This is a genomic window from Micromonospora sp. C31 (genome assembly GCF_018070575.1).
Taxonomy (GTDB): Bacteria; Actinomycetota; Actinomycetes; order Mycobacteriales; family Micromonosporaceae; genus Micromonospora.
The window spans coordinates 718,327-742,102 of sequence record NZ_JAGPXN010000001.1; the positions used below are offsets into that span (position 1 = coordinate 718,327).

Annotated in this window: 24 protein-coding genes and 1 pseudogene; 8 read left to right on the plus strand and 17 right to left on the minus strand. The window is 74.4% G+C overall.

Translation table 11 applies throughout. The annotated features are described in order from the left end of the window. Positions 1-7: 7 nt before the first annotated feature. Genes KBX06_RS03330 through KBX06_RS03345 form a run of 4 tightly spaced genes read right to left on the minus strand, consistent with a single transcriptional unit; the run spans position 8 to position 4,765 of the window. On the minus strand, positions 8-1,588 hold the full coding sequence (locus tag KBX06_RS03330; protein WP_210832635.1) for a uroporphyrinogen-III synthase: 1,581 nt from the start codon (positions 1,586-1,588) through the stop codon (positions 8-10). Beyond that, positions 1,585-2,553 (minus strand): hydroxymethylbilane synthase, encoded by a 969-nt coding sequence (gene hemC, locus KBX06_RS03335; RefSeq protein WP_210832636.1) that lies wholly within the window; start codon positions 2,551-2,553, stop codon positions 1,585-1,587. The genes KBX06_RS03330 and hemC overlap by 4 nt, the downstream gene beginning before the upstream one ends. Further along, the gene (locus KBX06_RS03340) at positions 2,550-3,998 is read right to left on the minus strand and encodes a glutamyl-tRNA reductase (RefSeq protein WP_210832637.1); all 1,449 of its coding nucleotides are present in this window, start codon (positions 3,996-3,998) and stop codon (positions 2,550-2,552) included. The genes hemC and KBX06_RS03340 overlap by 4 nt, the downstream gene beginning before the upstream one ends. Further along, positions 3,995-4,765 (minus strand): redox-sensing transcriptional repressor Rex, encoded by a 771-nt coding sequence (locus tag KBX06_RS03345; RefSeq protein ID WP_210832638.1) that lies wholly within the window; start codon positions 4,763-4,765, stop codon positions 3,995-3,997. The genes KBX06_RS03340 and KBX06_RS03345 overlap by 4 nt, the downstream gene beginning before the upstream one ends. A 401-nt stretch (positions 4,766-5,166) precedes the next feature. On the opposite strand from KBX06_RS03345, the gene KBX06_RS03350 reads away from it, so the two are divergent. Continuing rightward, on the plus strand, positions 5,167-6,468 hold the full coding sequence (locus KBX06_RS03350) for a sensor histidine kinase (protein WP_210832639.1): 1,302 nt from the start codon (positions 5,167-5,169) through the stop codon (positions 6,466-6,468). 24 nt (positions 6,469-6,492) lie between these two features. Next, complete coding sequence (locus tag KBX06_RS03355) at positions 6,493-7,146, plus strand: response regulator transcription factor (protein ID WP_210832640.1); 654 nt, start codon at positions 6,493-6,495, stop codon at positions 7,144-7,146. An 11-nt stretch (positions 7,147-7,157) separates the two neighbouring features. Here the strand turns inward: KBX06_RS03355 and KBX06_RS03360 are convergent, their stop codons facing one another. The 3 genes from KBX06_RS03360 to KBX06_RS03370 all read right to left on the minus strand — a co-directional run bounded on the left by KBX06_RS03360 (position 7,158) and on the right by KBX06_RS03370 (position 9,917). Continuing rightward, entirely contained in the window at positions 7,158-7,808 is a 651-nt protein-coding gene (locus KBX06_RS03360; protein ID WP_088998229.1) for an HAD family hydrolase, read from the minus strand. Positions 7,809-7,933: 125 nt separating this feature from the next. Then, positions 7,934-8,185, minus strand: a complete 252-nt coding sequence (locus tag KBX06_RS03365; protein ID WP_210832641.1) for a glutaredoxin family protein — start codon at positions 8,183-8,185, stop codon at positions 7,934-7,936. Beyond that, complete coding sequence (locus KBX06_RS03370) at positions 8,178-9,917, minus strand: AMP-binding protein (protein ID WP_210832642.1); 1,740 nt, start codon at positions 9,915-9,917, stop codon at positions 8,178-8,180. The genes KBX06_RS03365 and KBX06_RS03370 overlap by 8 nt, the downstream gene beginning before the upstream one ends. Positions 9,918-10,478: 561 nt before the next feature. On the opposite strand from KBX06_RS03370, the gene KBX06_RS03375 reads away from it, so the two are divergent. The 3 genes from KBX06_RS03375 to KBX06_RS03385 all read left to right on the plus strand — a co-directional run bounded on the left by KBX06_RS03375 (position 10,479) and on the right by KBX06_RS03385 (position 13,594). Continuing rightward, positions 10,479-11,435, plus strand: a complete 957-nt coding sequence (locus KBX06_RS03375; RefSeq protein ID WP_210832643.1) for an ECF subfamily RNA polymerase sigma factor, BldN family — start codon at positions 10,479-10,481, stop codon at positions 11,433-11,435. Positions 11,436-11,720: 285 nt separating this feature from the next. Continuing rightward, complete coding sequence (locus tag KBX06_RS03380) at positions 11,721-12,590, plus strand: DUF5667 domain-containing protein (RefSeq protein WP_210832644.1); 870 nt, start codon at positions 11,721-11,723, stop codon at positions 12,588-12,590. Between the two features lie 92 nt (positions 12,591-12,682). Beyond that, on the plus strand, positions 12,683-13,594 hold the full coding sequence (locus KBX06_RS03385; RefSeq protein WP_210832645.1) for an HAD family phosphatase: 912 nt from the start codon (positions 12,683-12,685) through the stop codon (positions 13,592-13,594). A gap of 140 nt (positions 13,595-13,734) precedes the next feature. Here the strand turns inward: KBX06_RS03385 and KBX06_RS03390 are convergent, their stop codons facing one another. From KBX06_RS03390 to KBX06_RS03425, 9 genes and pseudogenes are all read right to left on the minus strand, one after another. Then, positions 13,735-14,592, minus strand: coding sequence for a lysophospholipid acyltransferase family protein (locus KBX06_RS03390; RefSeq protein ID WP_210832951.1), 858 nt, complete (start codon positions 14,590-14,592; stop codon positions 13,735-13,737). A 197-nt stretch (positions 14,593-14,789) separates the two neighbouring features. Beyond that, positions 14,790-15,863, minus strand: a complete 1,074-nt coding sequence (locus KBX06_RS03395; RefSeq protein WP_210832646.1) for an NAD-dependent epimerase/dehydratase family protein — start codon at positions 15,861-15,863, stop codon at positions 14,790-14,792. A gap of 120 nt (positions 15,864-15,983) precedes the next feature. Next, complete coding sequence (locus tag KBX06_RS03400) at positions 15,984-16,085, minus strand: 30S ribosomal protein bS22 (RefSeq protein ID WP_007465623.1); 102 nt, start codon at positions 16,083-16,085, stop codon at positions 15,984-15,986. A gap of 217 nt (positions 16,086-16,302) precedes the next feature. Further along, positions 16,303-16,512 (minus strand): helix-turn-helix domain-containing protein, encoded by a 210-nt coding sequence (locus tag KBX06_RS03405; RefSeq protein ID WP_145773774.1) that lies wholly within the window; start codon positions 16,510-16,512, stop codon positions 16,303-16,305. Positions 16,513-16,641: 129 nt separating this feature from the next. After that, positions 16,642-16,839: pseudogene (locus KBX06_RS28400) on the minus strand (hypothetical protein); the annotation flags it as partial. Between the two features lie 51 nt (positions 16,840-16,890). Further along, positions 16,891-18,327 (minus strand): hypothetical protein, encoded by a 1,437-nt coding sequence (locus tag KBX06_RS03410; RefSeq protein WP_307854407.1) that lies wholly within the window; start codon positions 18,325-18,327, stop codon positions 16,891-16,893. 19 nt (positions 18,328-18,346) lie between these two features. Beyond that, positions 18,347-18,919 carry a TetR/AcrR family transcriptional regulator gene (locus KBX06_RS28405; RefSeq protein ID WP_210832647.1) on the minus strand — a complete coding sequence of 191 codons (573 nt, stop codon included), beginning with the start codon at positions 18,917-18,919 and terminating at the stop codon, positions 18,347-18,349. Next, positions 18,912-19,709, minus strand: a complete 798-nt coding sequence (locus KBX06_RS03420) for an alpha/beta fold hydrolase (RefSeq protein ID WP_210832648.1) — start codon at positions 19,707-19,709, stop codon at positions 18,912-18,914. The genes KBX06_RS28405 and KBX06_RS03420 overlap by 8 nt, the downstream gene beginning before the upstream one ends. Before the next feature lie 82 nt (positions 19,710-19,791). Continuing rightward, positions 19,792-20,712: a proline dehydrogenase family protein gene (locus tag KBX06_RS03425; protein ID WP_210832649.1), complete on the minus strand. Its 921-nt coding sequence runs from the start codon at positions 20,710-20,712 to the stop codon at positions 19,792-19,794. Between the two features lie 130 nt (positions 20,713-20,842). On the opposite strand from KBX06_RS03425, the gene KBX06_RS03430 reads away from it, so the two are divergent. The 3 genes from KBX06_RS03430 to KBX06_RS03440 are packed head-to-tail and all read left to right on the plus strand — an operon-like array spanning position 20,843 to position 22,872. Then, the gene (locus tag KBX06_RS03430) at positions 20,843-21,112 is read left to right on the plus strand and encodes a hypothetical protein (protein WP_247684996.1); all 270 of its coding nucleotides are present in this window, start codon (positions 20,843-20,845) and stop codon (positions 21,110-21,112) included. Position 21,113: 1 nt separating this feature from the next. After that, on the plus strand, positions 21,114-22,280 hold the full coding sequence (locus tag KBX06_RS03435; RefSeq protein WP_210832650.1) for a glutathionylspermidine synthase family protein: 1,167 nt from the start codon (positions 21,114-21,116) through the stop codon (positions 22,278-22,280). A gap of 19 nt (positions 22,281-22,299) precedes the next feature. Continuing rightward, entirely contained in the window at positions 22,300-22,872 is a 573-nt protein-coding gene (locus KBX06_RS03440) for a CGNR zinc finger domain-containing protein (protein WP_210832651.1), read from the plus strand. Between the two features lie 48 nt (positions 22,873-22,920). Here KBX06_RS03440 and KBX06_RS03445 read toward each other — a convergent pair whose 3' ends face one another. Then, complete coding sequence (locus tag KBX06_RS03445) at positions 22,921-23,727, minus strand: sugar phosphate isomerase/epimerase (protein WP_210832652.1); 807 nt, start codon at positions 23,725-23,727, stop codon at positions 22,921-22,923. Positions 23,728-23,776: the final 49 nt, after the last annotated feature.

The following is a 23,776-nucleotide window of genomic DNA, read 5'->3' on the forward strand; positions in this document are numbered from 1 at the left end:
GCTACGACTACCGGAACCTCAGCGCCGTCGGGCCCTGCACCTTCGAGCCGCGACGCTGCTTCGCCGGCATGGCCGCGAGCTTCTCGCGCAACTCGACGGCGTAGGCGGCGAGCGCCTCCACCAGATCGGGGACCGAGGCGTGCGGCGGCTGGACGTCGACCCGCAGGCCGAACTCCGTCGCGGTCTCCGCCGTCTTGGGCCCGATCACTGCAACGACGGTACGGGCGTGCGGCTTCCCCGCGATACCCACCAGATTGCGCACCGTGGAGCTGGACGTGAAGAGCACCGCGTCGAAGCCACCCGACTTGATCGCGTCCCGGATCTCGGCGGGCGGCGGGGCGGCCCGGACGGTCCGGTACGCGGTCACGTCGTCGACCTCCCAGCCCCGCTCGGTGAGCCCTGCGGCGAGGGTCTCGGTGGCGATGTCGGCACGCGGCAGCAGCACCCGACCGACCGGATCGAGGATCTCGTCGTGCGGCGAGAACTCGGCCAGCAGCCCGTCGGAGGACTGCTCGCCCGACGGGACCAGCTCGGGCTGGATGCCGAACGCGCGGACGGCGTCGGCCGTCGCCTCACCGATGCAGGCGATCTTGACACCGCCGAAGTGCCGGGCGTCCAGGCCGTGCTCGGCGAACTTCTCCCAGACCGCGCGGACCGCGTTGACGGAGGTGAAGATCACCCAGGCGTACCGGCCGTCGACCAGGCCCTTGACCGCCCGCTCCATCTGGGCCGGGGTGCGCGGCGGCTCGACCGCGATGGTCGGCACCTCGCAGGGGATGGCACCGTACGCCCGCAGCCGAGCGCTCATCACGCCGGCCTGCTCCTTGGTGCGGGGCACGAGGACCTTCCAGCCGTACAGCGGCCGGTTCTCCCACCAGCTCAGCTTGTCGCGCTGGCCGACGCCCTCGCCGACGGTGAGCACCACCCGGCCGGTGAAGCCGAGTGCCGCCGCGACGAACGAGTCGACGGTCGACGTGGTGGTGTACTGCGTCTCGCCGGTGCCGTCCCCCGTCACCCCGACGCCGGTGGTGCCCTCCACCCCGGCGGCGAGCAGCCCGTCACGGATCGCGGCGAGGTCGCCGGCGTCCACGGCCAGGGCCAGCGAGCCCCGGCGGACGGCCGCGGCCAGCGCCTCGAAGTCCAGCGCGGCGACGTCCTCGACGTCGGCCGCCGTCCGTACGCCCGGCAGCGGCACGCCCGCGTAGGTCGCCACCCCCTCGGCCTGGCCGACGCCGGGAACCACCTCGAAGTGCGCGGCGGTCCGCGCGACCGCCTGCACCTCCTTGACGACCGAGTCGTGGCCGAACGGGTCGCCGGCGACCAGGTGCACCGCGTTCAGCCCGGAACGGGCCGCCGAGATCAGCACCTTCGCCACGTCACCCGGCGCGCCCTCCGCCGGGGTGAACTGGGCGTCCTCCCTGGCCTGGGCGCGCACGGCGTCGAGCAGCGACTCGGGGACTCCCCGGTCGTACACCACCTGGTCGGCGTCGACCAGGGCGTCGTGCGCCCGGCGGGTCAGCAGGCCCGGGTCGCCGGGACCGGCCCCGACGAAGGCGATGCGGCCTACGGGCTTACGGGTGCGGGTCATTCTGTGCTCCCAAATTGCTGGGTCCCCGGACCGGCGTGTCCATCCTGGCCGAGGATCGAGTCGGCGCCGAGGTCGAGGAGTTCGGCGGCGAGTGCCTTGCCGATCTCCGCCGCGTCGGCGGGCGTTCCGGTGCGGGACAGCCGGAGGTCTCTCGTACCGTCCGGACTGATCACCGCCCCGCGCAGATAGATCTCCTCGCCGGCGTCGCCCTCAGCGAGTTCGGCGTAGGCGGCGACCGGAGCGGAGCATCCGGCCTCCAGGGTGGCCAGCAGCGCCCGTTCCGCGATGACCGCGGCGTGGGACGGTGCGTGGTCGAGCACGGCGAGCAGCTCGACCAGGTCCGTGTCGTCGGCCCGGCACTCCACCGCCAGCGCGCCCTGGGCGGGCGCGGGCAGCATCAGCATCGGGTCGAGCGTCTCGGTGATCACGTCGGTCCGCCCGAGCCGGGCCAGCCCGGCCCGGGCCAGGACGACCGCGTCGAGGTCGGCCTCCGGGCCGAGCACCCGCGCGACGCGGCTGTCGACGTTGCCGCGGACCGGGGTGACCTCCAGCTGCATCCCGAGGGCGTGCAGCTGGGCGATGCGGCGCAGCGCACCCGTGCCCACGGTCGCGCCGGAGGGCAGCTCGGTGAGCGTCCGGCCGTCCCGGGCGACCAGCGCGTCCCGCGGGTCCTGCCGGGTCGGCACCGCCGCGACGTGCAGCCCGGCCGCCGCCGCGGTGGGCAGGTCCTTGTAGGAGTGCACCGCGAAGTCGATGGTGCCGGCGGTCAGCGCGTCGCGCAGGGCGGAGACGAAGACGCCGACGCCGAGCCGGTGCACCGGCGCGGACGAGCGGTCGCCGGCGGTGACCACCTCGACCAGCTCGACGGGCCGGCCGGTGGCCGCGGTCAGGGCCTCGGCGACGTGGCCGGACTGGGCCATCGCCAGTTTGCTGCCCCGGGTACCGAGGCGCAGGGGCGTGCTCATCGCTCACCTCCGATGGGCGGGACGTCGGCGGAGCGCGTCGACGGCGGATTGTCGGCGAGGCCGACGGGCGGCGGAATGTCGGCGAGGCCGACGGGCGGCGTGGCGGTGGCGAGGCCGACGGGCGGCGCGGCGTCGCCGGCCCCGATGTCGGGGACGTCGTCGACCACGGACGACTGCGGCACCTGGAGGTCGAACAGCTCGCGCAGCAGGGCCGCGTACTGGTCCCCGCCCGGCTCGGCCGCCAGCTGGCGGACCCGCACGGTCGGCTGGTGCAGCAGCCGCTGCACCACCCGGTGCACCGTCCGGGCCACCTCGGTGCGCTGGTCGTCGGTGAGGTCCGGACGGCGCTGGGCGAGCCGGCGCAGCTCGGTGCCGACCACGTCGTCGGCGCGGCCGCGCAGGGCCGCCACCGTGGGCGCCACGTCGGCGCCGCGCAGCCAGGTGAGGAAGGCGTCGACCTCGCCGAGCACGATCCGCTCGACGGCGGCGGCGTCGGTGGCGGCGGGCCCGTCGGCGAGCAGGGCCGCCATCCGGTCGATGTCGATGACCTCGACGCCGGGCAGCTCGGCGACGCCGGCCTCCACGTCGCGCGGCACGGCCAGGTCGAGCAGGACCAGGGGACCCCGGTCGGGGTCGCGCCCGGCGAGCGCCCGGGTCACCACCTCACGGGTGAGGACCGCTTCAGCGGCCGCGGTGGCGGCCACTACGATGTCCACTGTGGAGAGCGTGGTGGTCAGCTCCGCCATCGGCGTCGCCTTGGCCCCGTACGCCTCGGCCAGCCGCACGGCCCGGTCGGCGCCCCGGTTGGTGACGGTGAGCGGCCCGGCGCCCAGCCGGGACAGCGTGGCGACGCCCAGCGACCCCATCGCGCCCGCACCCACCACCAGCGCGGGACGGCCGGCGAGGTCGCCGTCGAGATGGCCGGCGGCCAGCTCCAGCGCGGCGGTCACCACGCTCTGGCCGGCCCGGTCGATCCCGGTCTCCGCGTGGGCCCGCTTGCCGACCCGCAGCGCCTGCTGCATCAGCTCGTGCAGCAGCCGCCCGGCGGTGTCGGCCCCGGTCGCGGAATGGTAGGCGTCCCGGAGCTGGCCGAGGATCTGCGCCTCGCCGACCACCATCGAGTCGAGCCCGGCGGCGACCCGGAAGACGTGGTCCACGGCGGCGGCGTCGAAGTGCACGTAGAGGTGGTTGGCGAGCGCGGCGGGCTGGCAGCCGGCCTGCTCGGCCAGCACGGCGCAGATGTCGCCGAGGCCGCCGTGGAAGCCGGACACCGCGGCGTAGATCTCCACCCGGTTGCAGGTGGAGACGAGCACGGCCTCGGTCACGTACGGCTGGGCGACCAGGCGGTCCAGGGTGCGGGTGAGGTCCGCGGGGCCGACCGCGAGCTGCTCCAGCGTGGCGACGGGAGCGGTGCGGTAGGACGCGCCGACGACGAGCAGTTTCACGTGCCGATCGCCTCCTGCGGGTCGGTGACGGCGAGCCCTCCGGGCAGGGCGGTGAGGGCGGACCCGCCGGTGGCGGGGAGCGCGGTCAGCGATGCCTTGCGGTGCTCGTGGAAGGACAGGATCTGCAGCTCGATGGCGAGGTCGACCTTGCGCAGGTCGACCCCTTCCGGGACCGAGAGTACGCACGGGGCGAAGTTGAGGATGCTCGTCACGCCGACGGCCACGAGCTGGTCCGCCACCGACTGGGCGGCCGAGGCGGGGGTGGCGATCACGCCGATGGCGATGGCCTCCTCGGCCGCGACGCGGGGCAGTTCGTCGATGTGCCGGACGACCAGCCCGTTGATCTCCTCGCCGACCCGCGCGGCGTCGGCGTCGAAGAGCGCGGCGATCCGGAAGCCGCGGCTGACGAAGCCGTCGTAGCCGGCGAGGGCGTGACCGAGATTACCCACGCCGACCAGGGCGACGGCCCGCCGCTGGGTGAGCCCGAGCACGTACTCGATCTGGTCGATCAGCAGCGCCACGTCGTAGCCGACGCCACGGGTGCCGTACGAGCCGAGGTGCGAGAGATCCTTGCGGAGCTTCGCGGAGTTCACGCCGGCGGCGCTGGCCAGACCCTCGCTGGACACGGTCTCGTGGCCGGTTTCGGCCAGGTTGTGCAGGGCACGGAGGTATTCCGGGAGCCGCGCGACGGTCGCCTCCGGCAGGTCCGGGAGCGCCGGTACGGCACCGGCGCGGCCGGGCGCGCCAGGGTGACGGTGCTGACTCATGAGACTCCGTGCGGTGCGATCCTCGACCAACTCCAGCGGCCGGCCGTTTCGGGATCCCCGCTGGCGACCGAGATTGCCGGCTGTGCTAGCAGGGCGCGTCGGAACTACAGAGTAGGCGCTTGTGAAGGCGTGCACAAATCGCGATCTTGAAAGCTCGCGACGCGGCTTCACCAGCCCCTCCATTCCGCAAGATCGATCCAGCGGCCGCCGCCGGCCGCCGCCCGACCTCCAAGCGGCGCCGATGGCGCTGGCCGCGCCGATTATTGCTCAATTAAGACTTCTCTGACCAATCACGCGACCCACGGCCCGCCCACGATCCGGTCACGGTAGGGCCAGCCCTACGCCGTAGAGACGGGCCGACGGGATGGGTGGGCGACCCCGCGCCTGCCTAGCCTCGTGACATGACCGCCGTACCCGTCGCCGCCGACCAGCCAGCGCCGACGCCGACCATCTCCCGCCAGCTCCTGCTGGACTCCGGCTACGTGCTGCTGGGCCTCCCGCTGGCCCTGGCCAGCTTCGTCGTGCTGCTGGTCGGCCTGGCGGCCGGGCTCGGACTGGTGGTGACGGTGATCGGCCTGCCGATCCTCAGCGGCACCCTCTACGCCGCCCGGGGCCTCGCCGACATCGAGCGGCTCCGCCTCCCCGCCGTGCTCCACCAGTCCCGGATCCGCCCCCAGTACCGGCTCGCCGAGCCCGGGGCGAGCGCGTGGCGGCGGATCTTCGTGCCGATGGGGGACGCGCAGTCCTGGCTCGACCTCGCGCACGGGATCCTCAAGCTGATCGTGGCCATCGTCACCTTCGTGGTCACGCTGGTGTGGTGGGCCGGGGCCGTCGCCGGCACCCTCTACTGGGCATACGACTGGGCGCTGCCGCACGGCGGCCCGGACGACGTCGGCCTCCCCCACCTCCTCGGCCTCGGCGACTCGACCGTCGCCCGGATCGGGCTGCACACCGCGATCGGGCTGTTCTTCCTGATCACCCTGCCGATCGTGGCCCGGGGCTGCGCGCTGCTCCAGGCCGGCTTCGGCCGGGCCCTGCTCACCGGCGTGGCCGAGATGCGCAACCGGATCACCGTGCTGGAGGAGCAGAAGCGGGCCGCCGTCTCCGCCGAGGCGAGCGCACTGCGTCGGCTGGAGCGGGACATCCACGACGGCCCGCAGCAGCGCCTGGTCCGGCTCGCGATGGACCTCAGCCGGGCCCGCCAGCAACTCGCCACCGACCCGGAGGCCGCCGGGCGCACGCTGGACGAGGCCGTCACCCAGACCCGGGAGACGCTCGCCGAACTGCGCGCCCTGTCCCGGGGCATCGCGCCGCCGATCCTGGTCGACCGGGGGCTGCCCAGCGCCCTGGCGGCGCTGGCCGGACGCGGCCTGATCCCGATCGAGCTGCGGGTGGACCCGGAGCTGGGCAGCCCGGCCGGGCGGCTCGACCCGGCGGTGGAGAGCACCGCCTACTTCGTGGTGTCCGAGTCGCTGACCAACGTCGCCAAGCACAGCCGGGCGACCGAGTGCCAGATCACCGTGGCCCGGCGCGACGGGTGGCTGGAGGTCGACGTCGACGACGACGGGCAGGGCGGCGCCCACCTGGCCAAGGGGCACGGGCTCGTCGGCATCGCCGACCGGGTCCGCGCCGCCGGCGGCCGGCTCTCCGTGACCAGCCCGGCCGGCGGGCCCACCAAGATCCGCGCGGAGCTACCGCGGTGACCCGCCCGTGGTAGACAACAGGACATGCGGATCGTGATCGCGGACGACGCGGTGCTGCTCCGGGAGGGGCTGGTACGGCTGCTCACCGAGTGCGGGCACGAGGTGGTGGCCGCCGTGGCCGACGGGGAGGCGCTGGTGGCGGCGGTGGTGACCCACCGGCCGGACGTGTCGATCGTCGACGTCCGGATGCCCCCGTCGCACACCGACGAAGGGCTGCGCGCGGCGGTGGAGGCCCGCCGGCTGGTGCCCCGCACCCCGATCCTGGTCCTCTCCCAGTACGTCGAGGTGTCGTACGCCGACGACCTGCTCGCCACCACCGGCGGCGGCGGAGGCGGGATCGGCTACCTGCTCAAGGACCGGGTGGCCGCGATCGACGAGTTCCTCGACGCGCTGGACCGGGTGGCCGCCGGCGGAACGGTGCTCGACCCCGAGGTGGTCGGCCAGCTCTTCGCCCGGCGCCGGCGCGACGATCCGCTGCGCGAACTCACCCCGCGCGAACGCGAGGTGCTCGCGCTGATGGCCGAGGGCCGCTCCAACACCGCGATCGCGAGGACCCTGGTGGTCACCGACGGCGCTGTCGAGAAGCACGTCCGCAACATCTTCACCAAGCTCCAGCTCCCGCCCGACACCGAGCAGCACCGACGGGTCCTGGCCGTGCTGGCCTACCTGCGCAACTGACCGCCGGCCGGTCAGGGCAGCGTGGCCGCCAGGCCGACCGCCTCGCTGAGGGTGTCGGCGACCGGGTGGCCGGAGGCGCGCAGCCGGGCCGGGTCGGTGAAACCACCGGTGTAGAGGACGGCCCGGCCCCCCACCGACACGGCGGCGTCGGCGTCGTCGACGGAGTCCCCGATCAGCACCACGTCCCGGCCGTCCACGCCCAGCTCGGTCAGGTGCCGCCGGAGGGACTCGGCCTTGCGGTCCCCGCCGACACTCGCCCGCAGCCCGTCCACCCGGACGAAGTGCCCGGTCAGGCCGTACGTGTGCACGGTCGGCACCAGCTCCTCGTGGAACCACATGGACAGCAGGGACTGGCTGCCCGGCCAGGCCGCCATCGCGACGCCTGCGTCGTGCGCCAGCTCACAGGTCGTCAGCCCCGTCCGGTACGCGTCGTGGAAGATCCGGTCCAGGCGGCCGAACGCGTCGTCGTCGACCGCCCGGCCGAGCACCTCGGCGTAGTAGTCCGCGATCGGCCGGCGGAACCGCACCCGGTGCTCGTCGGCCGTCACGGCGGGTCCGCCGACGCTGGCGAAGGCGACGTTGGTGGAGGCGACCACCAGGCTCAGGTCGTTGAGCAGGGTGCCGTTCCAGTCCCACACCAGGTGGTTGCGCGCAGGGGTCATCCGAGCACCCTAACGCCCGGCGCCGTACGCCCCACCCGGCAGCACAGCCCAACCCGGCACCACAGCCCCACCCGGCACCACAGCCCCACCCGGCACCACAGCCCCGCCGGGCCGGCCGCGCCGCGCTACAGCTGTGGCGTGGTCAGGTCGCGTAGCAGCCGTTCCTCCTCCACCCGCCAGTAGCCGTGCTCCTTGCCGTCGAGCAGCACCACGGGAAGCCGGTCGCCGTACTCGCGTTCCAGCTCGATGTCGTCGGTGACGTCCTTCTCGGTCCACCGGTCCCCGGTGACCGCCACCACCCGGTCCAGCGCCACCTTCGCCTCGTCGCAGAGGTGGCATCCGGGGCGGGTGATCAGGGTGAGTCGAGGCTCACGCATCGCTCTCCTCCGTCGTGCTGGTGCCGGCCGGGGCCGGCGGGCGGGTCTCCGGCGACGCCGCCGGGGACGGCACCGGGGCCGCCGCAGGCGACGCCGGCCGGAGCAGGGTCTTGCGCACCTTGCCGATCACCGAGTGCGGCAACTCGTCGACGAACTCGACGGCGGTCGGGCACTTGAACCGGGCCAGGTTGCGGGCGCAGTGGGCGAGCAGCTCGGCACCGGTCACCGCAGCCCCCGGCGCCGCCACCACGTACGCCCGGACAGTCTCGCCGGTGCGCGGGTGCGGCACACCCAGTACCGCCGACTCGACCACCCCCGGGTGCGCGGAGAGCACCAGCTCGACCTCGTGCGGGTACACGTTGAAGCCGTTGACGAGGATCAGCTCGCCGATCCGGTCCACCAGGAAGAGGTCGCCGTCGGAGTCGGCGTACGCCACGTCGCCGGTGGGCCACCAACCGTCGGCGTCCGGGCCGCCCCGGCCGTCCGGCCAGTAGCCGGCGAAGACGTTCGCCCCCCGCACCACGACCTGGCCCGGGTCGGTGCCGGGCGTGACGTCGGAGAGATCCAGCTCGTCGGTGTCGTCGTCCGGCTCGGCCACGCCGTCGCGCCACAGGTCGGCCCCGTCGGCGCCGACCAGGCGCAGCTCGACGCCGGGCAGCGGCCGGCCGATCGCGCCGGGCTTCGGCTCCCCGCCGACCAGGGTGGAGGTCAGCACGGGCGCGGTCTCGGTGAGGCCGTACCCGACGTGCACCGGGCGACCGGCGACCTCGGCGAAGCGCGCCGCGACGGCCGGCTCCAGCGGCGCCGCGCCGCAGACCACGACCCGGACCGCCGCCATCGCCGCGGCGACCGCAGCGGCGTCCGCCGTGGACCAGGCGGCCACCATCGACGGTACGCCGACCAGCACCGTGACCCGGCGCCGGGCGATCTCGGCCAGCCCCGCGTCGGGGCCCAGGTCGTCGACGAGCACCCCGGTGGCGCCATGGTGGACGACCGCGCCGAGCCCCGCGTTCAGCCCGTACGCGTGGAACAGCGGCAGCGCAAGCAGCACGGTGTCGTCGGGCCCGACGACGGGCGGGTCGATGCGGCCGACCTGTTCGTGGTTGGCCGCCAGCGCGCGGTGCGTCAGCATCGCGCCCTTCGGCCGCCCCTCGGTGCCGGACGTGTAGAGCAGCAGCGCCAGGTCGTCGCGGCCCCGGTCGGAAAACGGGTGGCCGGCCGGCGCCACCGGCGGCGCGGTGTGCACGGCGACGAGCGCGGGCAGGTCCTCGGCGACGCCGGCGACCAGCTCGCGCACCCGCTCGGTGGCGATCAGCACCGAGGCACCGGAGTCGGCCAGCACGTGCTTCAGCTCGGGGGCGGTGAGGCCGGGGTTGACCGGCACCGCGACCAGCCCGGCGCGCAGCGCGGCGAGACAGCTCACCACGAAGTCCGGCGAGTTGCCGAGCGCCACGGCGACCCGGGGCGGGTGCCGGTCGGTGGCGGTGGGGCCCGGCGTCGGGCGGGGCCCGGCCGGCGGCGCCCCGGTCAGGGCCGCCAGGGCGTGGGCGGTGGCCGTCACCGAGGCGTCGAGTTCGGACCAGGTGACGGTCCGATCGCGCCAGTGCAACGCGGGTCGGTCGCCGTCGGCGGTGGCCGCCCGGTGGAGCCGCTCGACGAGGGTCGAGGCGGTGCTGTCGGTTGCGTCCTGCACGGTGGCTGAGTCTGGCACAGTGCGGGGCCTGTGGGCCATGCCCGGCGAAGGCCGACGGCACATCCCGTCGGACGGGAAGAACGGCCCAGGCAAGTCCCGCCGGCAGGACGGCCGGGGCGCGCGGGCGGGACGGCACCTGTCCCGCCCACGGGACACTCCGGGGGCGCCGGGGGTGCCGGGAAGGTCCGGCGGTCCCGAGTCGACGACCCGCGCCGTCGCCCCGCCCAGCGCGACCAAAACCGCACTGACCTGGAATTCATTCGCAATCACGCCGCAATCCGAAAGTCAACCGCACCCGACGGACAAGCGGTCCGCCGGCTGTGCGACGCAGCGGGAAATACTTCCGCCCTGTGTAACGGACTTGCCACGCTTGGGTGACGTTGGCCCTATCATCACTCGGGTCGGCTCACCCCATTTGCCGTGAGTCGACACCCCTCAGCCCGAGGAGGCCCCCGTGCCTGTGAGCGCATTGGACCAGCACCTCAAGGGGATCTGCCGCCCGTCGGCACACCCCGAGCCAGCCCTGCCCGGCCGTGCCGGCCGGGCCACGACGGCGCCACGCCGGCCGGCGTGGCCCGCCGGCGGGACGGAGGCGGCGCGGTGACCACCTTCGGATACGCGGAACGGCCGGCCGGCCTGACCAACCCGGTGATCCGCGGCGCCGTCAACGAGCGGCCCGCCGCCCGTGGCCCGCTGGACGACACGGGCAACCTCGTCGTACGGGGCGAGGGCGCGTCGAGCCGGACCCGCAGCAGGCCACATCAGAACGAGCCTCCGCCACGCTCCGCGGCGCCCGGAGGCAACGCGAAGCCGGCCGGCGGCCGGGTCGCGGTACCCGCCCGGCCCGCCATGCCCGCGCAGGGCCGTCGCACCACCGAGCCGGCCAAGGCGCCCGACGAGTCCGGCCCGGAGACGGCGGTGCTCCCGGCGGTGCCGGCCGCCGCTCCGGTCAACGCCTCGACGGGCTTTCCCAGCCGCCCGGATCCGTCCGACCCCGCCACCGAGGTGTGGGGGTTGGTCGAGCGGGCCCAGGCCGGCGAATCCGAGGCGTTCGGGCTGATCTACGACCGGTACGTCGACACGGTCTTCCGGTTCGTCTACTTCCGGGTGGGCAACCGCCAACTCGCCGAGGACCTCACCTCCGACACGTTCCTGCGCGCCCTCAAGCGGATCGGCAGCTTCACCTGGCAGGGGCGCGACCTGGGCGCCTGGCTGGTCACGATCGCCCGGAACCTGGTGGCGGACCACTTCAAGTCCGGCCGCTACCGGCTGGAGGTCACCACCGGGGACGTGCTCGACGCCGACCGCGAGGACCGGGGCCCCGAGGGCAGTCCGGAGGCGGCGGTCGTCGAGCACATCACCAACGTGGCCCTGCTCAGCGCCGTCAAGCAGCTCAACCCGGAGCAGCAGGAGTGCATCGTGCTCCGCTTCCTGCAGGGCTTCTCCGTGGCCGAGACGGCCCGCACGATGGGCAAGAACGAGGGCGCCATCAAGGCGCTCCAGTACCGCGCGGTACGAGCGTTGGCCCGGCTGCTGCCGGACGGTTTCCAACCGTAGTCCCTACCGGGGACTGCCGTGCATCAATGGATGTACGCGCAGCTCAGAGCCGTCGTGACCCCGCTTCGGCGATCACTTTCCGTGATTTGGCCGCCGCCGGCCCCGTAACCCATGTCCGGTGCGGACCGTTTCTCCGGGTGCGACCGGTGTAGCCCCGGCATCCCCGGGCCCCCGAGGTCCGGCAGCGCGGCCGGCCACGAGCTTCGTCCGTGGTGTCACGCCGTCACCGGTCGCTGTCGATGACAGCGGCCGACCGGCCGCGACCAGCGAGAGGAGGCGCCCGCGGTGGACAGCAACCTCTTCTCCCGTCGGCGCGCGGAGCGTTTCGCGCAGCTTCTCGACGAGGCCAACGGGGGCCGGCGACACCACGTCCGTTCCCGGGCCGACGACCAGTTGGCCACGCTCGTCGCGGTGGGTCGGCGGCTGACCGTGGCCCCGCCCGCCGCAGAGGTGGCCCCGGAGTTCCGTACCGGACTGCGGGCCATGCTGATGGCCACGGCCGAGCGTGAGGGCATCGGCGCCCCGGCCGAGCCGTCGTCGCGGCGCTCCGCCGACGCCGGCCGCAACCGGCTACTGCCCGCGGTGACCGCCCGCAGGGCCCGCGCCCGCGGCGCCATCCTCGTCGGCGTCGCCGCCGGCGCCGTCGCCCTCTCGGGCATCTCCGCCGCCAGCGAGAACGCCGTACCCGGCGACGCGCTGTACGGCATGAAGCGCTCCACCGAACGCGCCCAGCTCGCGCTCGCCAGCTCGGACGTCGGCCGGGGCCAGCTGTTCCTGGACTTCGCCCGCACCCGGCTCGCCGAGGCGGCCACACTGCGCGGGGACGAGAACGGCTTCAGCGCGGTGCTCGACGACATGGACGCCGACACCCGCCAGGGCGTACGCCTGCTGACCACCGCCGCGGCGCAGCGCTCCGACCCGGCGGCCCTGGACGCGGTCAACTCCTTCGTCACCGGCCAGCGCCAGGCGGTCGGCGGGCTCCTCGACGACGTCAGCCGGGCCGACCGCGAGCGGACCCGTCGCTCACTCACCCTGCTCGACGCGGCCCGCAAGCGCTCCGACGCGCTGCGCGCGGCGATCGCCTGCGGCCTGCCCGCGCCCACCGGCAGCGACGCCCTCGGCCCGGCCCCGGCCGGCTGCCCCGGCGACCGCTGACCGACCGCCGGCCCGGCCCCGGCCGAGACGTCCACGCCACAGTTCACCGGTGAGGCGGCCGTCCGTCACCCGGGCCCGGCTACCCTCGCGGGATGCGCACGTCGCGCCGTCGAGCGGAGGGAGACCGCGTGGCCCGCAGCCGCAAGGTGACGGTCAGCACCGACGCCCACGGTCACACCGCCGGCTGGGCGGAGACCGGCCTGGCACCGCTGGCTCCCCCGCAACCCGATCCGAGCGCGGCGGCCTTCTTCGACGTCGACAACACGATGATGCGGGGCGCGTCGATCTACTGGTTCGCCCGGGGCCTTGCCGCGCGCGACTACTTCACGACCACCGACCTGGCCCGGTTCGCCTGGCAGCAGCTGCGGTTCCGGCTGCTCGCCACCGAACACGCCGGCGACATGTCGCAGGCCAAGGAGGCCGCCCTCGCCTTCGTCGAGGGCTGGCGGGTGGACGCCGTGGAGCGCCTGGCGGAGGAGATCTTCGACGAGCTGATGGCACCCCGGATCTGGGCCGGCACCCGCCAGCTCGCCCAGCGTCACCTGGACGGAGGCGAGCGGGTCTGGCTGGTCAGCGCGGCGCCGGTGGAGATCGGCCGGGTGATCGCCGCGCGGCTGGGCCTGACCGGCGCGGTCGGCACGGTCGCCGAGATCGTCGACGGCGCGTACACCGGCCGGTTGGTCGGCGACCTGATGCACGGTCCGGCCAAGGCGGAGGCGGTCACCCAGCTCGCCGCGGTCGAAGGGCTGGACCTGCGCCGCTGCACCGCCTACAGCGACTCGTACAACGACCTGCCGATGCTCTCCATGGTGGGCCGGGGCGTGGCGGTCAACCCGGACGCCGCTCTGTTCAGGGTGGCCCGGCAGCGCGGCTGGGACGTCCGCGACTTCCGCACCGGCCGCCGCGCCGTCAAGATCGCCGTGCCGTCCACCGCGGCGGCCGGCCTGGTCGCCGGTGCGGTCACCGCGGGGCTGGCGCTGCATCGTCGCCGCCGGGACGGCTGACGGCGTGGAAGCCACGCGAGGGTGAGGAACCACTGCCGCCGGGAACGCTGACACCTGCGCGGCACATGCACACCTGTGTGGTATCGAGCGTGGAGACTGTCCGGCCGGCCGTCGAGGTCCGGCGCAGCGGGCGGGCCCCCTCAGGGGCCGAACGGGTCCGGACGCCGCTCCAGCAGCTGGTGCAGGGTCTGCTGGATGGTCTCCCGCACCTGGTCGGCGAGGTTGAACACGACCAGTGGGTCGTCGGCGGAGTCCGTCAGGTGGTCGGTGGGAATCGGCGGGCAGAACTCGATCAGCCACTTGCTCGGCAGCGGCACCGCGCCGAGCGGCCCCAGCAGGGGAAACGTCGGCGTGACCGGAAAGTAGGGCAGCTTGAGCAGCCGCGCCAGGGGCTTGATGTCGGCGAGCATCGGATAGATCTCCTCGCCGCCGACGATGGCGACCGGCACGATCGGGGTGCCGGTGCGCAGCGCCGCCGAGACGAACCCGCCCCGGCCGAAGCGCTGCAGCTTGTAGCGGTCGGAGTAGAGCTTGCCGATGCCCTTGAAGCCCTCGGGGAAGACGCCGACCAGCTCCCCGTTGCCGAGCAGCCGCTCGGCGTCCGGGTTGCAGGCGACCGTCCCGCCGGTCTTGCGGGCGATCTCGGAGACCACCGGCATCCGGAAGACCAGGTCGGCGCCGAGCAGCCGCAGGTAGCGGCGGGCCGGGTGCTGGTCGTGCAGCGCGGCCGAGAGGATCAACGCGTCCAGCGCCACGGTGCCGGAGTGGTTGCCGACCACCAGGCCGGCGCCCTCGGCTGGCACGTGCTCCAGACCGGTGACCTCGGTGCGGAACCAGTCCCGGTAGAGCATCCGCAGCAGCGGGTGGAAGACCGCCTCCGTGATGTCGGGATCGAAGCCGAACTCGTCGACCTCGTAGTCGCCGGAGAGGCGGCGACGCAGGAACGCCAGGCCCTTGGCGACCTTGCGGTCCCAGTGGTCGCCGGGCCGGTCCGGCACCGCCGGCCCGCCCGCCGGTGCCGGCGCCGCCCCGTTGCGCCCCGCACCCGCCGCCGCGAGCGACTCGTCCGTGGCGGTCGGGTCGGGCTCGTCGGCCGGGCCGGGGTGGTGTCCGTTCGCCCGCACGGGCTCCGCGCCCGGCGCGGACACCCTCAGCGGTACGTCGTAGCGGCCGTCGCGCCGCTCGTCCGGCGCGTTCACGAGCCCTCCCGTACGGCCGACCGGACCTGCCGGATCCCGTCCAGCACGAGCTGCTCCGCGACGGCCAACTGGTCCCGGTGCACCACGACCCCACCGTGGTGGGCGCGGATGAAGTCGTCGAAGGCGGCGGCGGTGGTGCGGGGCGTGAAGGCGTACTCCCGCTCCAGCCGGCTGGTGTCGACGACCCGACCGTGCACGAAGAGGTCGACCTGGTCCAGGCCGTAGCGGCCGAAGCCGAGGTTGCGGGCGATCGCGGCGGCGCTGGAGAGGCCGGGCTCCAGCACCGGCACGGCGACCCGGCCGGCCCGGCGGATCGCCTGCGACAGGGAGAGCACGCCGGGGCCCGCCACGTTGTAGGTGCCCGGGTGGTCCTCGACGATCGACCGGTGCAGCACCTCCAGCGCGTCGTCGAAGTGCAGGAACTGCAACCGGGGGTCACGCCCGAACACGGTGGGCACCACCGGCCGGGAGAAGTAGCGGGTGAGGGTGGTGTCGGCGGTCGAGCCGATGAACGGCGCGAAGCGCAGCACGGTCGCGGTGACGTCGGGGCGGCGGCGGCGGAAGCCGCGGACGTACCCCTCGATGTCGAGGATGTCGCGGCCGAACCCCCCGCGCGGCACCTCACGCGGCTCGGTCTCCTCGGTGAAGACGGCCGGGTCGCGGAACGACGCGCCGTAGGCCGCCGTCGAGGAGCGGACCACGAGCTTGCGCAGCCGGGGGGCGCGCTGGCAGGCGGCGAGGAGCTGCATCGTGCCGATGACGTTCTGCTCCTTCATCGCCGAGCGGCCGCCGTGCTGCGGATCCGGCGAGGTGACCAGGGCGAGGTGGACCACCGCGTCGACGTCGAGGTCGGCGAGGAGGCCGCCGAGCGAGCCGGGGTCGACGCGGACGCGCTCGACCCGGTCGAGCAGGTCGCTGACCTCGGCGCCGGGCTCGGGCTGGTCCACGCCGATGACCCGCTCGATGCGGGGGTCGGCGGCGAGCCGGGCGGCGACGTGCGCGCCGAGGTATCGGCTCACCCCGGTGACGACGACGACCCCCGGGGCACCTGGGGTGCCACCGGGGGTCATGTCAGGCACCTCCCCCGGCAGGCGGGATCGAGCCGGGACATCCGCGGCGTGATCACCTGAGCCTCCGAGGGTCGACAGTTGGCAAGTGACGACGGGAGCCGGGCCGGGACCCGGCCCCGGTCACTTGCCGAGACGGCGACGCTGGACGCGGGTCTTGCGCAGCAGCTTGCGGTGCTTCTTCTTAGCCATGCGCTTGCGGCGCTTCTTGACCACCGAGCCCATACGAAAGCCTTTCGATGCAACGTGCGGGGCGACCGGATGACGCCACGGTGTGACGTCGGCGACCGCTTGCGGACAACGGACCGGACCAGCGGGGTAAGCAGCAGGGAGCGCCTGCGGTCACGGTCGGGCTCCAGGGTAGCCGGAGAGCGTCAGCAGGACCAACGCGGCCCCGTCGATGCCCGTTACGTCGCCCTCCACGGGCGGTCCCGCGCCGGGTTCAGGCGGTTTCCTGGAAGGCGCCCCGCAGGTATTCGTGCACCGCGTGTTCGGGTACCCGGAACGACCGGCCGACCCGGACCGCGGTGAGTTCGCCGCTGTGCACCAGGCGGTAGACCGTCATCTTCGACACCCGCATCACCGCCGCCACCTCGGCGACGGTGAGGAACTTGACCTCCGACAGCCGTCCGTCGGACTGCGACCCGGCCATGGCTCACCGACCAATCCCATGCCCGGCGCGTGCCACCGGACGGGTTCGTCCCGCCCGGACCGGCGACGCGCGTGTTACCAGTACGGTAGCGGGACGGCTGTGACCGGCGCGATCCCTTCGTACAACTGATCATGAATCTCGCCCGTGAACACTCGACCGGGGGTCGTCGCCGCGCGGAAGGCGCCCGGTGGCTCCGGCGGCGCCACCGGAGCCACCGGGCGGGTGCCCCGGGCCGCTTCCGGACGCGGACCGGGGCTCCGCGCTGGGAGCGGGCACCAGTGTGGCAGGTCGCCCGGCGCCGCCCGACAGCGGTCGATCATGAACGCCGCGGGCCCGCCCCGGACCGGTGCGCCGCAACCGCGGCTCCGCCCGGTTACGTCAACCGACCACGGCCCGCACGTAGGCGACGCACCCGGCGTGCAGGGCGGGCCAGGGTTCGCCGAGGACCCGCTCGGCCGCCCGCTCCACGGGCGTGCGCTCGTGCACCACGGCCGCGAAGAAGGCGAGCAGCCGCTCCGGGCCGAACCGGTCGACCAGGTGCCGGACCGCCAGGTAGGAGATGCCGTAGCTGCCGCCGACCCGGTCGGCCGGGGCGTCGTCGGCCAGGCTGAGGCTGCCGAGCCGGCCGTCCCAGCCGCCACCGAACAGGCTCCGGACCTCGTCCAGTCCGGGGTACCGGTCGACCGGCTCGCCGTCGGCGCCCGCGTACTCGGCCAACCCCTCCACCAGCCACCAGGTGTCCTTGCCCGGGTAGCCCTGCTCGGGCAGGGACGCGGCGTGGGTCAGCTCGTGGCGGAGCAGGTCGTCCACCCCGCCGGCGACGAGGCCCTCGGCGTTGAGCACCACCTCGTGGTGGCCGCCGCCGACCGTGACCGCGTAACCACCGGTCCACTTCGGCCGGCCGCCGCCGTACCAACGCTGCCACTCACCCCGGCCGGCCTGGAAGATGCGGTACCGGTCCGGCGTTCGGCCGTCGACGGCGTACGTGTCGGCGACCCTGGCGGCCGCCTCCGCCTGGGCGAGCAGGCCGGGCAGATCCCTGCGCAGAGCGGGAGTGGTGGCCACGAGCGTACGCGGACCGACGGCCACGGCCAGCTCGCTGACCTCCCAGGGCCGGGTGCCGGTCCCGGCTGAGCGGGACGGCTCCACGGCGAGCAGACGGGGCCGTTCCCCCTCCCGCCAGCGGGTGCCGGTCAGCACGCGGCTGGTGCGGCAGCCCGGGGTGACGAAGCAGTAGCGGAACTCGACCAGCAGCCGCCACTCGCCGGGGCGGCCCTCGACGGGGGCGGGCAGGCCGGTGGCGTAGGCCTCCCAGGCGGTCACCCGCAGCGCGCGCAGCGCGGCGTACCGGCGGCGCAGGTCCGGGTGCGCGACCGGCTCCGCGACCGCCAGGAACCCGGCACGGTCCCCGCCGAGCAGGGCGGCGGACTGCCGGGCCAGTTCGGCCGTCATCCGCTCCCCGAGCCGGCGGGCGGCTGCGGTGGCGGGATCCTCGGCCGGGGCGGCGGACGCCCTCGGTGCCGGCGGTTCACCGGCCCGCACCAGGCCGAACACCAGCGCCGTGGGCAGGCCACCGGCCAGCAGCAGGACCACCGCCACCAGCGCCACCCCGAGCGGCCGGATCCGCCGCACCGCCGGCTCGGCGGCTGTCGCCGCCGCAACGGGCTCGGCACCGTCTCCGGACTGGTTGCTGTCGGCGGGCTCGGCACCGTCAGCGGGCTCGGCACCGGCGGCGGGCTCGGCTCCTTCCGTCGCGGTGACCGGCGCGTCGTCCGTCACCGCTCGGCCGTCCGTCCCGGGCTGCCCGTCAGTCACCCGCCGAAGGGTACGACCATCAGGCCCGCCGGGGCCAGGACCGGAACGCACCGTCCAGCGCGGCGACCAGGTTGTCGAAGGAGGCGTCGACGGCGCGGGGCAGGCCGAACCCGCCGGCCGCCTCCAGCGAGACGAATCCGTGCAGGGTGCTGCGCAGCATCCGGGTCGCGTCGAGGGCGTCGTCGCCGTCGAGCCCGTAGCCCCGCAGGGTGGCCCGGATCGCCCCGACGGCCCGTTCCCCGGCGGCGACGTGCTCCGGGTCGGTCGGGTCCGGCACCCGCTGGGTGGCCGGGTAGCCACCGGGGTGCCGGTGGGCGTACGCCCGGTAGGCGGCGGCCAGGGCCCGCAGCGCGTCCCCGCCGGCCCGGCCCGCGACGGCGGCGGTCAGCTCGTCGGCGAGCTCGGCGGTGGCCAGCGCGGAGAGCTTCCGAGCGAGCGCGTCGGCGCCCCGGACGTGCTTGTAGAGGCTGGGCAGTGCGACGCCGAGCCGGTTGGCCAGGGCGGCGAGGGTGAGCTGGTCGGTGCCGACCTCGTCGGCGAGCCGGGCCGCCTCGCGCACCACCGTCCGCTGGTTGAGCCCGACCCTAGGCACCGGTGGCCGCCAGGAACTCGGTGAGCTGGGCGGCGGTGCGGGCCGGCTGGTCGGCGTGCGGGTAGTGGCCGGACTCGTCGATCATCCGCGCCTCGGCGGTGGCGAAGAGCCGGCGGGCCGCCCACGCCCCGGCGCGCGGGTCGGGGAAGTCCGGGTCCTTCGTGCCCATCAGCACCAGCACCGGCTGCCGGACCTCGCGGGCGCGGGCGGTCCAGTGCGGCTCGGCCGGCGCGAGCACGCCGCGCATCGCCGCCATCCGGCCGGGCTCGCGCAGGTTGGCGACCATCGCCCTGCGGTACGCCGCGTCGTCGGCCGGCCGGCCGCACGGGAAGAGCGTGCGGTGGAACAGCCCGAACATCCGGGGGCTGCGCAGCACGGCGGTCTGGATCAGCCGCGTGAACGGGTTGAGCTTCGGCTCCTCGACGAACGGGGCGACCTGGACGATGCCGTTGACCAGGGCGGGAGCGTCGGCGGCGGCGAAGACCACGGCCGCCGCGCTGGACGAACTGCCGACCAGGGTGGCCGGCCCGCCGCCCAGGGCGCCGACCACCGCGAGCAGGTCTGCGCCGACCTCCGCCGGGGTGTACGACGGCCGGTCGGCGCTGGACGCGCCGTGCCCCCGGACGTCCACCGACGCCACCCGGTGCCCGGCCGCGACGAGCAGCGGGACCAGGTGGCGGAAGGAGCGACGGTTCTCCCCCACACCGTGCGAGAGGACGACGAGCGGCCCCTGCCCGTGCACCTCGTAGGCGATCCGTCCGCCGTCCCGCTCCAGATAACTAACTGTCATAACCTAGAAGCTAAGGCCGTTAGCCGCTGTGGTCAACGGCCACCGCCTGGTGCTGAGCCGCCGGGCTGGTCGAACGGCTGGCTCACTTCTTCGACAGCACGGCCCGGCCGAAGAACGCGAGGTTGGCCGGGCGCTCGGCGAGCCGGCGCATCAGGTAGCCGTACCAGTCCTCGCCGTAGGGCAGGTAGACCCGCACGGTGTGGCCCTCGCCGGCCAGCCGGGCCTGCTCCTCCGGGCGGATGCCGTAGAGCATCTGGAACTCGAAGCGCTCGGGGCCACGGTCGAACCAGCGGGCCCGGTCCTCGCCGATGGCGATCAGGCGGGGGTCGTGGGTGGCCAGCATCGGGTAGCCGTCGCCCGACATCAGGATGTTCAGGCAGCGCACGTAAGACTTGTCCACCTCGCGGGCGGACTGGTAGGCCACCGACTCCGGCTCCTTGTACGCGCCCTTGCACAGCCGCACCCGGGAACCGGCCGTGGCCAGCTCGCGGCAGTCCGACTCGGTGCGCCGCAGGTAGGCCTGGAGCACCGCGCCGGTCGACGGATGGTCCTTGCGCAGCTTGGCGAGGATGTCCAGGGTCGAGTCGGTGGTGGTGTGGTCCTCCATGTCCAGGGTGACCGTGGTGCCCGCCGCCTCGGCGGCGGCGCAGATCGCCCGGGCGTTGTCGTAGGCGAGCTGCTCGTCGAACAGCTGCCCGAGAGCCGACAACTTGACGCTCACCTCCGCGGCCGGGGTGAGCCCCGCGCCGGAGAGCAGCCTCAGCAGCCCGACGTACTCGTCGCGGATGGCGGTGGCCTGCTCGGGGGTGACGGTGTCCTCGCCGAGGTTGTCGAGGGTGACCGCGAGACCGTCGTCGACGAGTTCGCGGGTCGCGCGCAACGCGTCGTCGGTCTTGGCGCCGGCCACGAACCGGCGGACGAGGTCCCGGGTGAACGGGGCCGTCGCGACGAGCCGCTCGACCTGGGGTGACCGGGAGGCGGCGAGGATGACGGTACGGAGCATGGATCGAGCGTAACGCCCACCGGTGGCCCCGCGCGGGGCGGCGGCGCAGCCTCGGACGTGAGGTCCCAACCGCATCACAGGCACCACCTGCGGGCGGACGGCGGTGGCCCCCATCGGCTACAACCATGACGTGGAACAACGCCCCCGCCGCCGGCTCCGGTCGGCCTCCGTGCAGCTCGGCGCGCTCACCGTCCTCGCGCTCACCCTCTCCGGCTGCAACATGACCTCGGACGACGACGATGACGACTGCGCCCTCGGCCCGGTGGGCGGCGGCGAGACGGTGGCCCTGGCGCTGCGGGCGCCCGTGGTGACCTCCGGGCGCACCGCGCCGGAGCCGGCCGCCGCGGCGGTGCCCGACCGGGGCGGCTTCGGCACCCACCTCGCCGCCTGCGGCGGCTGAGGTGCGCCGGGAGTCGGTCACCCCCCGCCCGGACTGGGACGCCACGATCCGCTCCCAGGGCCTGGTGTACGTCGACACCGAGCTGCCCGACGGCGGCATCATGTCGTACTGGGACGAGACCGCCGCGTACGCGTTCGAGCTGGACGAGGTGCTGCGGCTGGAGGAGGCGACCGAGGAGCTGCACCGGATGTCGGTCGCCGCCGCCGAACACGTCGTCGCGCGCCACCGCTACGCCGAGTTCGGCATCCCCGCCTGGGCGGCCGAGGCCGTGGCCCGGTCGCTGCGCGAGGCCCCGCCCACCCTCTACGGGCGTTTCGACCTCGCCTACGACGGCAGTTGGCCGCCGAAGCTGCTGGAGTACAACGCCGACACCCCCACCGCGCTGGTCGAGGCGAGCATCGTCCAGTGGTTCTGGCTGGAGCACACCCGGCCGGAGCTGGACCAGTGGAACAGCCTGCACGAGCGCCTCGTCGGCGCCTGGGCGAAGATCGGCGCCGGGCTGCACGACCGCCGGGTACACGTGGTCTGGTCGAACGAGGAGGAGTCCGGCGAGGACCACATGACCGCCGGCTACCTCGCCGAGACCGCCCGCCAGGCCGGGCTGGAGGTCACCCTCCAGCCGATCCAGCGGCTCGGCTGGGACGGCCGGCGCTTCGTCGACGCGGCCGACCAGCCGGTCACCACCTGCTTCAAGCTCTACCCGTGGGAGTGGATGCTCGCCGAGCCCTACGGGCCGCTGGCGCTGGCGCCGGGCACCCCGACGACCTGGATCGAGCCGGCGTGGAAGCTGCTGTTGTCCAACAAGGCGCTGCTCGCCGTGCTCTGGGAGCTGTACCCCGGCCACGAGCTGCTGCTGCCGGCGTACCTCGACTCACCGCGCGGCATGCCGGAGTACGTGGCCAAGCCGCTGCTCGGCCGGGAGGGCGGCTCGGTGCGGATCGTCACCGGCGACACCGAGATCACCAACCCGGGGATCTACGGCGACGAGGGCTGGTGCTACCAGGAGTTCCGGGCGCTGCCGGAGTTCGCCGGCAACCGGATGGTGCTGGGCAGCTGGATCGTCGACGGCGAGTCGGCCGGGGTGGGGGTACGGGAGAGCGCGAGCCTCATCACCGACGGCTACGCGCGGTTCCTGCCGCACTACATCGACGCGCCACGGGCCCTCTGAGTCGTCTACGGTTGTGGGCGTGAACTTCGACGCGTACGCCCGGACCGGCGTTGACCTCGTCAACGCCCGCCTGGACGACCTCGACGACCTGCGGGCCCTCTTCCCCGACGACAACGCGTGGATGCGCGACGAGGTGGCGGAACGGGACCTCACGACCTTCCGGCGGGCGCAGAAGCGGCTGCGCGACGTGTTCGAGTACGGCACCTCCGGGCGGGACGCCCAGGCGGTGATCGAGCTGAACGCGATGCTGGAGGCGTTCCCGGTGCAGCCCCGCATCTCCGGGCACGACTCCAACGACTGGCACATGCACGTGACCAGCCGGGGCGCCTCGGTGAGCGCGGAATACCTGGCCGGCGCGGTCTGGGGGCTGTCGGTCTGGCTCTGCGAGTACGGCAGCGCCCGGTTCGGGGTGTGCGCCGACGAGCGCTGCGGCAACGTCTACCTGGACACCTCGTCCAACTGCTGCCGGCGGTTCTGCTCGGAACGCTGTGCCACCCGCTCGCACGTGGCCGCCCACCGCGCCCGCAAGCGCGCGGCCATCGGCGAGCAGGCCGGTGCTGGCACCAAGGAGTCGCTCACCACGAGCGTCTGACGCCCGCCCCCGGTACGTCCCCGGGCGTCGACCGGGGCGGCGCGGCACTCAGGCGTCGACCGGGCTCGGCGTGCCGAGGTGCTGGCGGGCGAACGCCAGCGCCTCCCGCAGGTCGGCCTCCCGCACGGCGCGGCTCTTCGCGCCCCGGGTGGTGACCTCCACGGCGACCGAGCCGGTGAACCCGCGCCCGGCCAGCGAGGAGAGCAGTTCGCCGCAGGGCTGGGTGCCGCGCCCCGGCACCAGGTGCTCGTCGCGGCCCTCGCCGGTGCCGTCGCCGAGGTGCACGTGGGCCAGGGCGGCGCCCATCCGGTCGGCCATCGCCAGGGAGTCGGTGTGCGAGGCGGCGCAGTGCGACAGGTCGAGCGTGTAGGAGGCGTACCCCGTCTCCGTCGGATCCCAACCCGGCACGTACGGCACGAACTGCCGGCCCGCCATCCGGACCGGGTACATGTTCTCCACCGGGAAGCGCAGGTCCGGGTACTCGGCGGCGATCCCGGCGAGCCCGTCGGCGAAGTTGCGCGCGTAGTCCCGCTGCCAGGTGAACGGCGGGTGCACCACCACGGTGGGCGCCCCGAGCGTCGCCGCCAGCTCGGCGGAGCGGCGCAGCCGCTCCCACGGGTCGGGGCTCCACACCCGCTGCGTGACCAGCAGGCAGGGCGCGTGGACGGAGAGCACCGGTACGCCGTAGTGCTCGGCGAGCCCGAGCAGCGCGCCGGCGTCCTGGCTGACGGCGTCCGTCCAGACCATCACCTCGACGCCGTCGTAGCCGAGGGCGGCGGCCAGCTGGAACGCCGCCGCGGTCCGTTCAGGGAAGACCGAGGACGTGGACAGGAGCACGGGGACGCGGGAAGTCACACCGTCGAGGGTAGCCGGGGCCGTTCGACACCTCGTGACGAGAAACCGC

What these genes read in the sequence shown, in the direction of transcription:
- KBX06_RS03395 (WP_210832646.1), bottom strand. Translation starts at nt 15,863, where the DNA reads ATGACCCCCGGTGGCACCCCAGGTGCCCCGGGGGTCGTCGTCGTCACC.
- KBX06_RS03405 (WP_145773774.1), bottom strand. Translation starts at nt 16,512, where the DNA reads ATGGCCGGGTCGCAGTCCGACGGACGGCTGTCGGAGGTCAAGTTCCTC.
- hemC (WP_210832636.1), bottom strand. Translation starts at nt 2,553, where the DNA reads ATGAGCACGCCCCTGCGCCTCGGTACCCGGGGCAGCAAACTGGCGATG.
- KBX06_RS03360 (WP_088998229.1), bottom strand. Translation starts at nt 7,808, where the DNA reads ATGACCCCTGCGCGCAACCACCTGGTGTGGGACTGGAACGGCACCCTG.
- KBX06_RS03330 (WP_210832635.1), bottom strand. Translation starts at nt 1,588, where the DNA reads ATGACCCGCACCCGTAAGCCCGTAGGCCGCATCGCCTTCGTCGGGGCC.
- KBX06_RS03385 (WP_210832645.1), top strand. Translation starts at nt 12,683, where the DNA reads ATGCGCACGTCGCGCCGTCGAGCGGAGGGAGACCGCGTGGCCCGCAGC.
- KBX06_RS03355 (WP_210832640.1), top strand. Translation starts at nt 6,493, where the DNA reads ATGCGGATCGTGATCGCGGACGACGCGGTGCTGCTCCGGGAGGGGCTG.
- KBX06_RS03365 (WP_210832641.1), bottom strand. Translation starts at nt 8,185, where the DNA reads ATGCGTGAGCCTCGACTCACCCTGATCACCCGCCCCGGATGCCACCTC.
- KBX06_RS03420 (WP_210832648.1), bottom strand. Translation starts at nt 19,709, where the DNA reads ATGACAGTTAGTTATCTGGAGCGGGACGGCGGACGGATCGCCTACGAG.
- KBX06_RS03400 (WP_007465623.1), bottom strand. Translation starts at nt 16,085, where the DNA reads ATGGGCTCGGTGGTCAAGAAGCGCCGCAAGCGCATGGCTAAGAAGAAG.
- KBX06_RS03345 (WP_210832638.1), bottom strand. Translation starts at nt 4,765, where the DNA reads ATGAGTCAGCACCGTCACCCTGGCGCGCCCGGCCGCGCCGGTGCCGTA.
- KBX06_RS03370 (WP_210832642.1), bottom strand. Translation starts at nt 9,917, where the DNA reads ATGGCCCACAGGCCCCGCACTGTGCCAGACTCAGCCACCGTGCAGGAC.
- KBX06_RS03425 (WP_210832649.1), bottom strand. Translation starts at nt 20,712, where the DNA reads ATGCTCCGTACCGTCATCCTCGCCGCCTCCCGGTCACCCCAGGTCGAG.
- KBX06_RS03350 (WP_210832639.1), top strand. Translation starts at nt 5,167, where the DNA reads ATGACCGCCGTACCCGTCGCCGCCGACCAGCCAGCGCCGACGCCGACC.